The organism is Burkholderia sp. DN3021, assembly GCF_049805555.1.
GTDB lineage: Bacteria > Pseudomonadota > Gammaproteobacteria > Burkholderiales > Burkholderiaceae > Burkholderia > Burkholderia pyrrocinia_C.
The window spans coordinates 1-14,365 of sequence record NZ_JBNCAB010000129.1 but is presented as its reverse complement, the minus strand read 5'-3'; the positions used below and the strand labels follow the sequence as shown (position 1 = coordinate 14,365).

Annotated in this window: 10 protein-coding genes and 1 pseudogene; 9 read left to right on the top strand and 2 right to left on the bottom strand. The window is 66.9% G+C overall.

Translation table 11 applies throughout. The annotated features are described in order from the left end of the window. Window positions 1–50: 50 nt before the first annotated feature. Complete coding sequence (locus tag ACPUER_RS34275; RefSeq protein ID WP_425133271.1) at window positions 51–5,576, top strand: LWXIA domain-containing protein; 5,526 nt, start codon at window positions 51–53, stop codon at window positions 5,574–5,576. 128 nt (window positions 5,577–5,704) lie between these two features. Here the strand turns inward: ACPUER_RS34275 and ACPUER_RS34270 are convergent. Both ACPUER_RS34270 and ACPUER_RS34265 read right to left on the bottom strand, forming a co-directional pair. Next, window positions 5,705–5,809, bottom strand: a pseudogene (locus ACPUER_RS34270) (helix-turn-helix domain-containing protein); the annotation flags it as partial. Next, entirely contained in the window at window positions 5,808–6,536 is a 729-nt protein-coding gene (locus tag ACPUER_RS34265) for a FadR/GntR family transcriptional regulator (protein WP_425133270.1), read from the bottom strand. The pseudogene ACPUER_RS34270 and the gene ACPUER_RS34265, both read right to left, overlap by 2 nt. 340 nt (window positions 6,537–6,876) lie before the next feature. Between ACPUER_RS34265 and ACPUER_RS34260 the strand changes: the two genes are divergently transcribed. From ACPUER_RS34260 to ACPUER_RS34225, 8 genes are all read left to right on the top strand, one after another. Beyond that, window positions 6,877–7,899, top strand: coding sequence for a zinc-binding alcohol dehydrogenase family protein (locus tag ACPUER_RS34260; protein ID WP_425133269.1), 1,023 nt, complete (start codon window positions 6,877–6,879; stop codon window positions 7,897–7,899). Window positions 7,900–7,916: 17 nt separating this feature from the next. Beyond that, window positions 7,917–9,029, top strand: a complete 1,113-nt coding sequence (locus tag ACPUER_RS34255; protein ID WP_425133268.1) for a mannitol dehydrogenase family protein — start codon at window positions 7,917–7,919, stop codon at window positions 9,027–9,029. 289 nt (window positions 9,030–9,318) lie between these two features. Further along, window positions 9,319–9,480 (top strand): hypothetical protein, encoded by a 162-nt coding sequence (locus ACPUER_RS34250; protein WP_310137860.1) that lies wholly within the window; start codon window positions 9,319–9,321, stop codon window positions 9,478–9,480. Between the two features lie 39 nt (window positions 9,481–9,519). Beyond that, window positions 9,520–10,857, top strand: coding sequence for an MFS transporter (locus ACPUER_RS34245; protein ID WP_425133267.1), 1,338 nt, complete (start codon window positions 9,520–9,522; stop codon window positions 10,855–10,857). 44 nt (window positions 10,858–10,901) lie between these two features. After that, entirely contained in the window at window positions 10,902–12,443 is a 1,542-nt protein-coding gene (locus ACPUER_RS34240) for a UxaA family hydrolase (protein ID WP_425133266.1), read from the top strand. A 733-nt stretch (window positions 12,444–13,176) separates the two neighbouring features. Then, window positions 13,177–13,431, top strand: a complete 255-nt coding sequence (locus ACPUER_RS34235; protein WP_310137869.1) for a LuxR C-terminal-related transcriptional regulator — start codon at window positions 13,177–13,179, stop codon at window positions 13,429–13,431. 17 nt (window positions 13,432–13,448) lie between these two features. Next, window positions 13,449–13,625 (top strand): hypothetical protein, encoded by a 177-nt coding sequence (locus tag ACPUER_RS34230; RefSeq protein ID WP_425133265.1) that lies wholly within the window; start codon window positions 13,449–13,451, stop codon window positions 13,623–13,625. 199 nt (window positions 13,626–13,824) lie between these two features. Continuing rightward, on the top strand, window positions 13,825–14,365 hold a 541-nt coding region (locus ACPUER_RS34225), incomplete at its 3' end, for a hypothetical protein (protein ID WP_425133264.1).

Sequence of the window (14,365 nt, the reverse complement as noted above, 5' to 3'; positions counted from 1 at the left end):
CGCCGGACGCGCAGCCGTCGCCGGCCGCCGCGCACACGGCGGCCCGGCCGATGCGAGACACGCCGGCGCGGCCGACGGTGCCGCGCGTGCCCGATCCGACGTTTGCCGATCCCGGCTACGACTTCACCGCGATTCCGGACGATACGTTCGAATCCGTCACGCTCGACCATCCGTTCCGCAGCGCGCTGACCGATCGGCCGGGCGTGATCGGCGACGCCGCGCGCGTCACGCGCGCCGGCGGCACCGTGAGCCAGCACTGGCCGAGCTATTTCCTCGACGACCCGCAACCGACCCGCGTGATCGACGGCGTGATGCAGGCGTTCGACGAAGCCGGCCTGACGAACCTGCGCGTCGAATTCGTGACGCGCGACGGCAGCATCGTGCTCGGCAGCGGCACCGATTTCGGCGCGCTCGATCCCGAGGACGGCTGGTTCCGGTTCAGCGGCACGGTGCCCGACGCCACGGCTGCGGCAACGCACGCGCAGGGCCGCGCGACGCCCGACGGACAGCGCGCGTTGCCCGAAGGCACGCGGGTAGTCGCGCACGACGATCTCGGGCAGGCGCTCGATGCGGCGCATCCGGGGCCGCGCAATTACGCGTACGTGCCGGCCGATGCGTTGCCGGACGAAACCGTCTTCGCACAGGGCGACCTGACGGCGCAGGAACGCGTCGCGGCCAGCGCGACCGCGAACCTGGCTGCCGTCGATGCTGCCGCACCGGCCGACGTCGTGCTGTTGTCGGCGCTCGGCCACGATCCGGCAAGCGCGCTGCGCGTCACCACGCCCGGCGGCGAGCTGTTCAAGCCGGCCGGCGTCGACATGTATGTCGTGCGGACCCGCGACGCGGCAACCGGCGACGTGTCGTACCGGCTCGTCGGCGTGGATCGCTCCGGATTGCCGGAAGGGTATGCGGCCGTGCATGCCGGCGGAACGCGCGCGGTCGGCGCGGCCGACGGCAGCCCGACATGGCCGATGATCGGACCGGCGGGGCCGGCGGCCAGCCGGCTCACGGGGCCTGCAGGCAATCCGTCCGGCGCGCCGACGCCAGCCGCGGCAGCCGGTCATGCGGGCGCGCCCGCCGTGCCGGAGGGCGCCACGGTGGCCGCGACAGCCGAAGCCCAGGCAAGCGCCGCCGCATGGCTCGACAGCCTGGAGCGGCGCACGCTGACGCGCGTCGACGGCGCGCATGCGCCGACCCTCGACGGGCTCGCGCGCCGGCTCGGCCCCAACGCGCACGTGCTGGTCGCCGTGCATGCCGCGCGGCCCGCCGCCGACGCCGAACATGCACCGCCGACCGTCGTCGCGGTGCTCGAGACCGACGCGAACGGCGCGCTCGGTCCGGTGCGGATGCTGGACGGCAAGCGCGTGCCGAACGCGCTCAAGAAGGCGCTGACGAATGCCGGCAGCAAGGGGCGCAATACGCGCCGCAGCTACAACTTCTATGTGTCGCCGGTTGCGCACGACGAACTGATGCGCTTCGGCGGCCCGTCGACGATCAAGACGCCGGACGGCAAATCGTCGTGGTCGGTGGCGGCATCGAACCGACAAGTCGATGGCGAGCTGGCCGCCGACATCGCGAAGCTGCAGGACGCGCCGCGCTTCAAGCGGCCGCGTCAGGCCGTGCGCGCGGTCGAAGGCGACCGTCGCTGGATCCACGTGATCGACGACGAGACGGGCAAAGTGCTCGGCTACGCGGAGCGCAACGCGGCTCACGAATGGAAGTACTACGAGAAGGCGCCGCTCGCCGACACCGAGATTCCCGAACAGGATCTGCGCGCGGTGTTCCGGCGGCAGCGCAGGGGCGGCATTCCGGTCGGACGCTCGCCGCGGCGCGGCATCCGCTTCGTGGCCAGCGACGTCAAGCCCGAGACCGTCGACCGGATCGGCGGCTTTCGGCCGGCGAAGGAGCCCGATACCGACACGAAGCCGCGCCGCACGGCGGGCGACACGTTCCAGTCGATCGTGCCGACCCGCCGGCCGCTGGTGCGCGCGGACGCGGAGCAGGGCGGGGGCGACACCGCGGCGCGCTCGCCGCTCGTCGATCCGCATCTGTTGCCGTCCGACCAGTCCGCGTTCAACGCGGTCGACTTCAGCGGCAACAGCGTGCCGCACCTGCTGACCGCGATCCGGAACGGCTCGGTGAGCGGCGGCCAGCACGTGATCTACGTGTTCGAGACCGACGGCCCGGTGGCGGAAGCGCTCGGCGACCCGCGCGGCGTGATCGCCGAGCGCAACGGCGAGATGCGCTGGTTCGACAACGTCCGCGACGCGAACAACGCGAGCCGCAACGGTGTCGCGCTCGACGAAATGCCGATCGGCACCGACCGGTTCGGCGCGGACATGCATTTCCTGCTCACGCAACTGTCGCCGCGCGAATTCCTGAAGGCCGCGCGGCCGACGCGCGTCGCGGCGCTCGAGGCGCGCGAGCAGGCGCTGCTCGGGCAACTGCGTGACGCGGAGGCGCGCGGCCGCCAGTCCGCGCCGTTCCGCGCGCTCGCGGCGCGCACGCGGCTCGGCTACAACGAAGTGCGCGGCGAATTGCAGCGCCTGCGGCGGAGCGGCTTCTCCCGCAACGGCGCGGCGCTGGAGACGCTGGCGATCGAGCCGTACCAGCCGGGGCTGTCGTCGACCACGGTCGTCGAGTTCAATTTGCGCAACGGCGCGGCCAAACCCGAGCAGTACTTCCCCACGCACGAGCAGGTCGAGGCCTTCAACAAGCAGGCGCAGCGCGCCGGCAACATGGAGGATCTGGTGCTGAAGGGCGAGCCGCAGGCCGTGATGGTCGACGTGGGCATGTGGCGGACGCTGCTCAACAAGCTGTATGTCGCGCGCGACGTGCCGACGTCGTCGTCGCGCTTCCTGCCGGTGCCGGGCAGGCAGCGCACGCGCCGGTTCGGCGCGGCGACGGTCGCCGACAAGCGCATCCGGCAGTTCTTCACGCGCTCGAACGCGCAATTGCAGGACCGCATGGTGCCGATGGCGCGTTCGTTCTCGCTGAGCGACGATCCGGCGCTGATGACGAAGCAGGTCGAGCGGCACGGCGGCGTGATGCCGGTCGTCACGCTCGTGGTCGATCCGCATTCGCTCGCGGCGGCGCTCGGCAAGGCGCACGATCCGGATTTCCTGCGCGCGGTGGATGCGCTCGGCGACCAGAAAAACGCCGTGTTCGACGGCGAGAACGGAATGATCCATCCCGCGCCCGGCACGGACGGCAAGGCGCTCGCGCTCGACGATCTCGCGCATCTGCATCGCTGGCTCGACGAGGCCGCGCGCTCGGGTTTCGCGATCCGGCTCGAGACCGCGCCGTCGCGCGCGCTCGTATCCGGCGCCGACTACCGGTTCCAGTCGGGCACCAACGACACCTATCACGACTATGTGCGGATGTTTACGGCGCTCGAACGCTGGGCCAACGCGAATCCGGGCGTCGCGGCGCCGAACGTGATGGTCACGTTCCACGGCTGGGACGCGGTGCCGGAGTCGGTGCCGGGCGGCGGCCATGAAAAGCTGCTGCGCGCGGTGCTCGAACGCAACGGGCTCGAGTGGGTGCACATGGGCCTGTCGTACGGCACGCACGGCGCGGACTTCATCGGCAACCACGATCTCACCGGCGCGCTCGCGAAGCTGATCGTCGAATACCGCAACCGGCCCGACGTGATCGGACGCCTGCACGGTGCCGACGCGTTGACGCGCGTGTTCGAGCGCGTCGACCGGCAGACGCTGGCGAACCAGCATCAGCTGCTGTTCGCGGAAGTCGAGCGGATCGGCGCGGCGCACGGGATGACGCCCGCCGACGTGGCCGCGCTGCGTCAGCAGCTCTACGAAGGCAACACGACCGTGTGGCTGAACCAGGCGCGCAAGGCGACGATCGAGCATGCGATGCCGCTATGGGAAGCCGACGGCAATCCGCCGCGCAACGAGACGGAACGGGGCGCGCGCACGTTCGGCGCTCGCTGGCTGGAACAGTACGGCGCCGGCGTGCCCGACCGCGTGACCACGCGCGCGCGGCCGGCCGCGGCGGACCCGCTCGACCACTGGCGTGCGGTCGTGCGAGATCCCGCGCTGATCAACGACGGCACGAAGCCGATCGGCGCGAGCCGCCGGGAGGCCGCCCAGCTCGCGCAGGTCGCCATTCCCGACGCGAAGCGCGCACAGGCGGAACTGCATGCGCTGCGTGTGCATGACGAGCCGATCGGCGACAACCGGCCGCCGCCGTCGCCGCGGCGGATTGCCGGCGACATCACGGCGGCCGCCGTGACCGGTGGCGCCGGGGCCGGCTTGCTCATCGGGCTGGGCCGGGAGTCGGTGCGCACCGCGACGAATTCGCTGTATGCCGGGCTGCGGGTCGGCCGCGTGTTCCAGGCGCTGCATCACGGCGCGGTCGCCAGCCTGAAGAACGGCGATCCGCGCGTGTTCGACCGGGTGGTCGACCGGCTCGTGCGCGGGCTGCAGACGCAACTGAAGGCGAACGGTTTCGACGTGGCGGGGCGCGGCGCGCAACTGGAGCAGATTGCGTACGAGGGCAAGGCAAAGGCTGCGCAGCTGCGCGCGCTCAACGATGACGGGCAACTGTCGTTCGACGATACGGTGACGCATACGAAGGCGATCGCCGCCGACATGCTCGCGCAGATGCAGGGCGTGGTGGGCGGGACGTCGCTGAAGCTGCTGCATCACGGCAGCCCGCGACACTCGATCGGCCGGATCGGCCGCGTGCTTGCGCTGGGCGGTTACGCCGGCTCGATCACGATGAACGTGGCCAGGGCGTACGCGACGGGAGACTTGGTGGCCGGCGGGCAGGCCGTGGGCGGGCTATTCAGCGCCGCCTATACCGGCATCGTTTACAAGGGCAGCCTGCGCGGCGTGAATGCCGAGAATCGCAGCCAGCTGGCGCGTACCGTGAGCGCGACCGGCGATTACCTGACCTCGGCGATGAGCATCGCAAGCGGCATCCATACCGCGATGACGGGCGATCCGTATACCGGCACGCTGACGACGATGTCCGGCGTGCTGCTCGGTGCCGGGCGCCTGCATTCGCATTTCCCGAATGCGACGCCGTGGCTGGAGCGCTTGCCGACCGGCATCGCGCTGGCGCCGGTGGCGATCTTCGGCGTCATGCAGGGGATCAATCTGATTACCTCGGCGACGGCGTCGGATGATAAGCACAAGACGCCCGGTTCATCGACGAATCATTCGGGTTCGAACGCCGGGACGCCGACGCCGGGCGCGTCGCTGGCGCCGTCGCCAGGCGCGACGACGGCGCCGGCTCAGCCGAACGCGTCAGCGACGCCGTCGCAACCGAGCGCATCCGCGACACCGTCGCAACCGGCGCAGCCTCCGTCGAGTTCGCCAAGTGCCACGCCGCTGACCGTGAACGTGGTCGCGGGCGATTCGTTGTGGACGATTGCCGAACGTCACGAAGGATCGCTGCTTGCCGCGGCACATGTGCCGGCCGATCAACAGCAGCGGATGTCGGACGGTCAGCGGATCAACGTCGCGCTCAACGAGATCCTGCAGCTCAACCGGAATCTGGCGAGCAAGCCGGGCGAGATCGCTCCCGGGCAGCAGGTGATCGTCGGGTGATGGAGGGCGGCGGGTTCGGGCGGTGCTTGCCGGCGTATGGCGGCAAGCACCGGATCAGTCCGTGGCGCTCGGTTGATGGCGGCGGAGCATCGCCCGGCAGATCGCCGACGGCACGTCACCTTGGTGGGCTCGTCCGCCCGCTGCTGCAGACGATAAGCCGGTTGCGCGCGGGTAATGCCGAGCGTGCGCGCCGCTGACGACAGGTTGCCGTTGGCGCGCCGCACAGTCTCTTCAGCTGCGCTCCTGCTCCAGCCAGCGTCGTTGCGAAGCGTAAAGATGTGTCCGCATGGCTGCCTGTGCCATCAGCACTTCGCCATTATCGAGCGCATGAAGGATCGATTCATGCTCATCGAGTGCTTTGGCCCACGTTTGCCTGCTCTCCGCCCGTGCGCTGACGCGTGACGAGATCGGACTGTGGCGTCCATCGAAGAGCTCGCCCACCAGTCGGACCAGAACGAAATTGCCCGTCATCGCGGCAATTGCCACGTGAAGCTCACGATCGTGCTGGAGCGGCGAGCGGCCTTCCGCAATCGCGGATCGCATCGCTTCCACGGCGCGACGTACAGGTGCCAGCAGTTCGGGCGTCGCGCGGGCGCAGGCCAACTCGATCACGCTGCCTTCCAGCGCCGCACGGGCATTCATCAGCTCGATCGGGTTTTCGCCAAGCGATGCCGCAGGCGCGGCCGGGGCCTTCGCGACGGCACACACAAACACGCCGGCCCCCATCCGCACCTCGACGATGCCTTCGATCTCCAGGGCAATGAGCGCCTCCCGAACGGACGGCCGCGAAACCCCAAGCTGTTGTGCGAGATCCCGCTCGGGCGGCAGGCGTTCTCCGTCGGCAAAGCGCCCCTCCTCGATCAGAGAGCGAATCTGGTCGGCGATGCGCTGATAGAGACGGCGGGTATCCACCTGATTGAACTGGCCCGGCAATGCTCCCCCTCGCGGCGGATCGCGCACGTGTGTTCCGGAGCAACGAGTCTACTGAACTTTGGTTGGCCTGACCAATTTGTCAGGCGTTCTGGAGACCAGCGTCAGAGTAGTTTGCACTCGGCTTTGAATTGGCCTTACCAGAGTGTCCAGAGACGGCATCGTCTGCTGCTTGGCGTGTGCCGGTAAACGCCTTATGGGACGGTCGAACAAGGCCTGTCATGGGTTTTCTCGGCAGCGTCGCGATCTAGGTGTTTTCCATGGATTTGACGAAATTGGCTTGACCACAAATGGTCAGGCCAATAGCCTTCGCCTGGTCAGGCCAATTTGCATCAACACCGTCCTCTTTTCATACGTTATCGAGATCCCGATGAGAACAGTCATTTGCGAAGAACCCGGCCGCCTCGTCGTTGCCGAGCGTCCGATGCCGGCCGCGGGGCCCGACGATGTGCTGATTCGCGTGAAGCGGGTCGGCGTATGCGGTACCGACATGCACATTTTCACCGGCAACCAGCCGTATCTTGCCTATCCGCGCGTGATGGGGCACGAACTGGCCGGCATCGTCGAGAGCGCCCCGGCGGGCGGGCGCGTCAAGGCCGGCGACCAGGTCTACGTGATGCCGTACCTGTCATGCGGCACGTGTATCGCGTGCCGGGCCGGCAAGACGAACTGCTGCACGCGAATCCAGGTGCTGGGCGTGCACGCGGACGGCGGCATGGCCGAATACCTCGCCGTCCCGCGGGCATTCGTGTTCGACGCGAACGGCGTCACGCTCGATCAGGCCGCGATGATCGAATTCCTCGCGATCGGCGCACACGCCGTGGCGCGTGCCGACGTTCGCTCCGGGCAGCGCGTGCTGGTTGTCGGCGCCGGTCCGATCGGCATGGCTGCGCTGATTTTCGCGACGCTGCGCGGCGCGCGGGTTTGCGTGCTCGACGCTCGCGCAGACCGGCTCGCGGTTTGCGAGACGGCGCTGGGTGCGCACGCCGCCGTGCGGCTCGATACGACGGGGGAGGGCGCGGACGTGCGGCGTCTCGCAGCGCTCACCGACGATGAGTTTTTCGACGTCGTGTTCGATGCCACCGGCAATCTCGCGGCGATGGAGCGCGGCCTCGACTTCGTCGCGCACGGCGGCAAGTACGTGCTGATCTCGCTCGTAAAAGGGCGCATCTCGTTCTCGGACCCGGAATTCCACAAACGCGAAACGACGCTGCTCGCGAGCCGCAACGCGACGCCGGTGGATTTCGAAACGGTGCTCGCCGCGATGCGTGCCGGCCAGGTTCCGACCGATGCGCTGAAGACGCACGCGCTGAGCCTGGCCGATCTGCCCGACCGCTTCGCGGAGCTGCTCGAACCGGACGCCGGCGTGATCAAGGCGCTCGTCGAATGCTGAGCGCGGACGGCAAACCGATGGCCAATCCGATCCTGCAATTCGGTACCAGCCGCTTCCTGCAGGCGCATGTCGACCTGTTCACGTCCGAAGCGCTGGCGGTCGGCCGCGCGCTCGGTGCGGTGACGGTCGTGCAGACGACGTCGAGCGCCGAGAGTCGCGCGCGCATCGATGCGCTGCGCGCGGCCGGACGCTATCCGGTGAGAATCCGCGGCAGGCGGCATGGCGAGACGATCGACCGGCAGGTCGACTGCGTGGCGATCACGGAAGCGCTGCATGCGAGCGAGGACTGGGCGCTGTTGCGAGAGCGCGTGGCGCACGACGTCCGGGTGATCGTATCGAACACCGGCGACAGCGGTTATGCGCTGTTCGACGACGACGGCGCGGGCCTGCTCGACGGGCGCCGCACGCCGCGCGGCTTCGCGGCGAAGCTTGCGGTGCTCCTGCACGAGCGTTTCCGGGCAGGCGGCGAGCCCGTCACGCTGCTGCCGTGCGAACTCGTCGCGCGCAACGGCGACACGCTGCGCAACCTGGTGGTCGGCGTCGCGCGGGGCTGGCGCGCGGACGCGGCATTCGTCGATTACCTGATCGGCGGCTGCGTGTGGGTCAATTCCCTCGTCGACCGCATCGTGTCGGAGCCGATCCATCCGGTCGGCGCGATTGCCGAGCCATATGCGCTGTGGGCGGTTCGGCGCACGGCCGGGATGACGCTGCCGTGCGAACACCCCGACATCGTCGTGACCGACGATCTCGAGCGCTACGAGCGCCTGAAACTGCTGCTGCTCAATCTTGGACACACGATGCTCGCGCAGCAATGGCTCGCGCTCGGCGGTGCGGCGGACATGACGGTCGGTGCGGCGATGGACGATCCCGCATATCGCGAACCGCTCGAAGCGGTGTGGAACGACGAGGTGATGCCGGTGTTCGTTGCGCTCGGCGAGCGCGACGCGGCGCTGTCGTATCTGGACGAGGTACGCGACAGGTTCGCGAATCCATTCCTCGCGCACCGGCTGGCCGACATTGCCGGCAATCACGACATGAAGAAGCTGCGACGCCTGCGCCCGGTGCTCGAAATGGCGCGCGCGCTGAAGTTGCCGATCGGGCAGCCGCGCCTGATTGCGGCGCTTGGCTGAACGGCCGCAGCGACCGGGCTCGTTGCAGGGGTGTCCGTGCGCGGCGACAAGATCAGACGAGATGAAACGACAACGAGACATGCAGCGATGACGACACGCATTATCGATGTGCAGGTACGTGACATTCGTTTCCCGACGTCGAAGAGCATGGACGGCCCCGACGCGATGAACGGTAATTCGGACTACTCGGCGACCTATGTGACGCATCGTTACCGATGCGCGCAACGGCATCGACGGGCACGGCCTGACCTTCACGATCGGCCGCGGCAACGAACTGTGCGTCGATGCGGTGAAGTCGCTCGCGAAGCTGTTCGTGATCGGGCGCTCGCTCGAGGAGATCACGGCGGACTTCGGCGCGTACTGGCATGAGATGGTCGCAGGCGATTGCCAGTTGAAGGAGGCGTCGCTCGATGCATTTGCCTACCCGAACGGGCCCGAATGGCGGACGTGAGCGATCGGCCCCACGACGAGAACAATCCCGGAGACAACGATGAACCATGATCCTCAACAATCGCAGCACCTCGCCGGCGCGGTCAGGAAGGCCGCGATCCGGCTCCTGCCGTTCCTGACGCTGATGTACGCGCTGGCGTTTATCGACCGCGCGAACGTCGGTTTCGCAAAGATCGCCTATCAGGCCGATACGGGCCTGAGCGACGCGGCGTTCGCATTCGGCGCCGGTATCTTCTTCATCGGCTACGCGTTGTTCGAGGTGCCGAGCAACCTCATCATGAACCGCATCGGCGCCCGCGTATGGATGAGCCGAATCATGGTGACGTGGGGCTTCGTGTCGGCATCGATGATGTTTGCCCACACGCCGACGCAGTTCTACTGGATCCGTTTCCTGCTAGGTGCGGCGGAGGCCGGATTCTTTCCCGGGATCATCCTGTACCTGACCTACTGGTTTCCGGCGAAGGGGCGCGCCCGTGCGCTCGGGCTCTTCTACTTCGGCGTGCCGATCGCGATGCTGATCGGCAATCCGCTGTCGGGCTTCCTGTTGCAGATGCATGACATGTTCGGCTTGCGGAACTGGCAATGGATGTACCTGGTCGAGGGCCTGATGGCGACCGTGGTCGGCGTGATCGCGTTCTTCTACCTGACGAGCCGGCCGAAAGACGCGCGCTGGCTGACCGAGGACGAGAAGCGGGCGCTGAGCCACGCACTCGACGCCGAGGAGCGCGCGAAGCCCCGGCATCTGTCGACGGCCGTGTTCGGCGTGCTGAAGGACCGCCGCGTGCTGACGTTCATTGCCGCGTACTTCTGCATCCAGATCGGCAATGCGCCGCTCGCGTTCTACCTGCCGTCGAAATTCGCCGCGACGATGGGCTCCCAGGTCAATGGAAAAATCGGTCTGCTGCTGATGATTCCCTGGCTGTGCACGATCGGCGCGATGATCGTCGCGACCCGCTTCGCGGATCGTCGCGACAATCATCTGCAGGTCGCGGCCGGCATGCTGACGGTCGGGATCCTCGCGTTCGCGTCGCTGTCCGTGATCAATACGCCGGTGCCGACCCTGCTCGCATTCTGCATCGCGATTCCCGGCCTTGTCGCGTGCCAGCCGGTGTTCTGGTGCCTGCCGACACGCTATCTCGGCGGGACGGGCGCGGCGAGCGGCATCGCGTTCATCGTGTCGATCGGCAATCTCGGCGGCTTCGTGTCGCCTCAGATCAAGGCGTTCGCGGACGCGGCGTCGCACGATTCGCGCGCCGGCTTCGTGGTGGTCGCCGCGTTGTGCTTCGTCAGCGTGCTGCTGCTGCGTTCGCTGCGCGGCATGGGGCACGCGGCGGCCGAAGGCACGCACGGCGGCGCGCAGGTCGGCACGCATCGATAACCTTCGCCAGCGCGCCATCCCACGACCCATCCAGGATCATCATCATGGCTATCTCCGCCACCGAACAGGTCGCGATCCGACTGCATCCGAACGACGATGTCGTGATCGCGACGCGCCAGCTCGTATCCGGCGCCCGGATCGCATCCGAGGCGCTCGTCGTCGCCGGCCTGATTCCGCCCGGTCACAAGATCGCGACACGCGACATCGCGAAAGGCGAGCCGATCAGGCGCTACAACCAGATCATCGGCGTCGCGCGCGAAGCGATCGCGCGCGGCCAGCACGTGCACATGCACAATCTCGGCATGGCCGAGTTCGCGCGCGAGCATGAATTCGGCGTGGCCGCGAGTCCGACGCTGTTCGACGAAACACCGGCGACCTTCATGGGCATTCGCCGATCTGACGGACGGATCGCGACGCGCAATTACATCGGCATACTGACGAGCGTGAATTGTTCCGCGACGGTGGCTCGCGCGATCGCCGACCATTTCCGGCGCGATGTGCGCCCGCAGGCACTGGCCGGTTATCCGAACATCGACGGGGTGATCGCGCTCACGCACGGGCTCGGCTGCGGAATCGACTCGCGCGGCGACGGGATCGCGATTCTCCGCAGAACGCTGGCCGGCTACGCCGCGCATCCGAACTTCCATTCGGTGCTGTTCATCGGCCTGGGGTGCGAGACCAATCAGATCGGCGATGTGCTTCGCGAAGGCGGGCACGCGGATGCCGCACGCCTGCAGCATTTCACGATTCAGGAAAGCGGCGGCACGCGCAAGACGATCGAGCGCGGCATCGCGATGGTCACGGACATGCTCGCGGAAGCGAACCGTACGACGCGTGTCGCGGTGCCGGCATCGCATCTCGTGGTGGGGCTGCAGTGCGGCGGCTCCGACGGATACTCTGGCATCTCCGCGAATCCCGCGCTGGGTGCGGCGGTCGACCGCCTGGTGCGCCAGGGCGGCACCGCGATACTCTCCGAGACGCCGGAAGTCTACGGCGCCGAGCATCTGCTTACCCGGCGCGCCGTCAGCCGCGAGGTCGGCGAGAAGCTGCTCGCGCGAATCGCCTGGTGGGAAGGCTATTGCGCGCGCAACGGCGCCGCGCTGGACAATAATCCGTCGGCCGGCAACAAGGCGGGCGGACTCACGACGATCCTCGAGAAATCGCTGGGCGCGATCGCGAAAGCGGGCACCACGAACCTCGTCGACGTGTTCGAGTACGCGCAGCGGATCGATGCGCGCGGCCTGGTTTTCATGGATTCACCGGGCTACGACCCGATGTCCGCGACGGGGCAGGTTGCGTCGGGCGCGAACCTGATCTGCTTCACGACCGGTCGCGGATCCGCATACGGCTGCGCGCCGGCGCCGTCGCTGAAGCTTGCGACGAACACGGCGCTCTGGGAGCGTCAGGAAGAGGACATCGACATCAATTGCGGCGGTGTGATCGACGGCACGACGACGGTCGCCCGGCTAGGCGACGACATTTTCAGGAGCATGCTCGACTGCGCATCGGGCGCGTATTCGAAAAGCGAGTTGCACGGTTATGGGCAGAACGAGTTCGTGCCCTGGCAGGTCGGCGTGGTGACGTAGCCGGGAATTGCGTGTTGGCAGTGGCGATCGGGATTTCTGTCGGGAAATCCGCGAGGCAAAACTGGGTTTCTCTTATATTTCTACGCGTAGTGCAGATGAGCCGCCCGCTTCCGGGTGGCTCGCAGACACCGACTCACATTCTCACGCTCTCCGCGTTACTCGACGAAGCCACGACAGGGCCGTCCGGACGCCCCTTTGGCGGGCGCGGGCCCTGCGAACGAAAAACGATCGGCTCGGAAGGACGGACGAAGACGCCCAGCGCAAATCCTCGACCAGGTTGCTTTCAATCGTCGAATTCGATTTCTTCGTTTTGTAATTAAATAATCGAGAATTTCTCGTTTGTGTCGAATTCGGATAATTATAAACAAAAATAAAAATTAACCTGTAAATTCATAATTTAATGCACGTCGATTGAGTCAATTCAATCGGTAATATCAATCATCATGCAAAGCCGAATGGCGGGCGTATGATGCATTGTTCCGATCGCCCGAATTCAAATAATCCGAGCAGTGTTGCTTTGACCGCCGAGCAGACATGAATACTCGCGGCAAATTCGTTTCATAAAGGGTTGGCCGGAAATATCACTGCAGTCTCGAGCGCATCCACCTTTGCATGTCGCGTGTGTAAGGGGCGGAGTCCGGTCGCCGGTGAGGTTGTCATGAAAATTCAAAGGAGATCACCGCTCCCGTGACGAAAAGGGGATGCCCTTTCAAGGGTCAACGGGGAATCGATCTTGAAACTCACTACACGCGAGACAGTCGTGTTGGGCCTGGTCGCGAAAGGCCTGACCGACCGTGAAATCGCGGCCGAACTGGTCTTTTCCGTATCAACCGCGCGCAAGCATCGTGAAAATCTGCTCGACAAATTCGGCGTCCGGAAATCCGCGCAGCTGACCATTCGCTATTTCATTCTCTTTCCTGACGTGCTCAAAAAAACGGCGCGCCGCGTCGTGCCGACCCGTTCTCGCCGCGCGAACGCGAGGTCCTGAAACTGCTCGCGGCCGGCATGAGCGACAAGCAGGTTGCCCGTGCACTGGGCATCAGTGACCAGACCGCCCGCAAGCATCGCTCGCATCTTCTCGGGAAGACGGTCTCCACCAATATCTGCGCGCTGCTCCATACGGCCGTGCTTTCCGGCTGGCTCACCGAACCATTTTCCGTTCCGCCGTCCGGCTCGCAATGACAACGACGCATACCGCATTTGCCGAATGGAACCGGCAGGACCCGACTCGCAGAATCGACCTGCCGATTCCTCCGATGTTTGCTTCGACGCACGCGTCCTGAGTCGATGGAAGCATCGCCGGCCGGCATGTGAACGGCGCGCACGACGCACCGCCTGCGGCTTGTGCGCCGTCTCTTTCCTCTCGATCAAGGACTTGAAAATGACTTATGTACACCATGCATTGCCGGGGGTACCGCACACGGTCACGGGACACATTCCGGCTTACGCGTCGACCGTGGCGCAAGGTGCGTTCGTGCCGCAGGGCGTGGGCGGGGCCATCGTCGGCACCGCTGCGCCGGTGCTCGGCGAGCTGCTCGGCCGGCTCGGCGGCCTGCTGCCGTTTGCCGCGCAGCCCCAAGCTGCGTTCGCGCCGCAGGGCGTGTTCGGCGACATCCTCAAGTCGGTCGCGCCGACCGTCGGCACCGTCGCCGGACAACTCGGCGGTCTGCTGCCGTTCTCGGTGCAGCCGCAGGCAGCGTTCGCGCCGCAGGGCGTGGGCGGGGCCATTGTCGGCACCGCCGCGCCGATGATCGGCGAGCTGCTCGGCCGACTCGGCGGCCTGCTGCCGTTTGCCGTTCAACCGCAGGCTGCGTTCGCGCCGCAAGGCGTGTTCGGCGACATCCTGAAGTCGGTCGCGCCGACCGTCGGCTCCGTTGCCGGACAGCTCGGCGGCCTGCTGCCGTTCTCGGTGCAGCCGCAGG

Coding starts and splice junctions, on each gene's coding strand:
- ACPUER_RS34275 (WP_425133271.1), top strand. CDS start 51: ATGCGAGACACGCCGGCGCGGCCGACGGTGCCGCGCGTGCCCGATCCG.
- ACPUER_RS34230 (WP_425133265.1), top strand. CDS start 13,449: ATGAGCGACAAGCAGGTTGCCCGTGCACTGGGCATCAGTGACCAGACC.
- ACPUER_RS34255 (WP_425133268.1), top strand. CDS start 7,917: ATGGCCAATCCGATCCTGCAATTCGGTACCAGCCGCTTCCTGCAGGCG.
- ACPUER_RS34245 (WP_425133267.1), top strand. CDS start 9,520: ATGAACCATGATCCTCAACAATCGCAGCACCTCGCCGGCGCGGTCAGG.
- ACPUER_RS34260 (WP_425133269.1), top strand. CDS start 6,877: ATGAGAACAGTCATTTGCGAAGAACCCGGCCGCCTCGTCGTTGCCGAG.
- ACPUER_RS34240 (WP_425133266.1), top strand. CDS start 10,902: ATGGCTATCTCCGCCACCGAACAGGTCGCGATCCGACTGCATCCGAAC.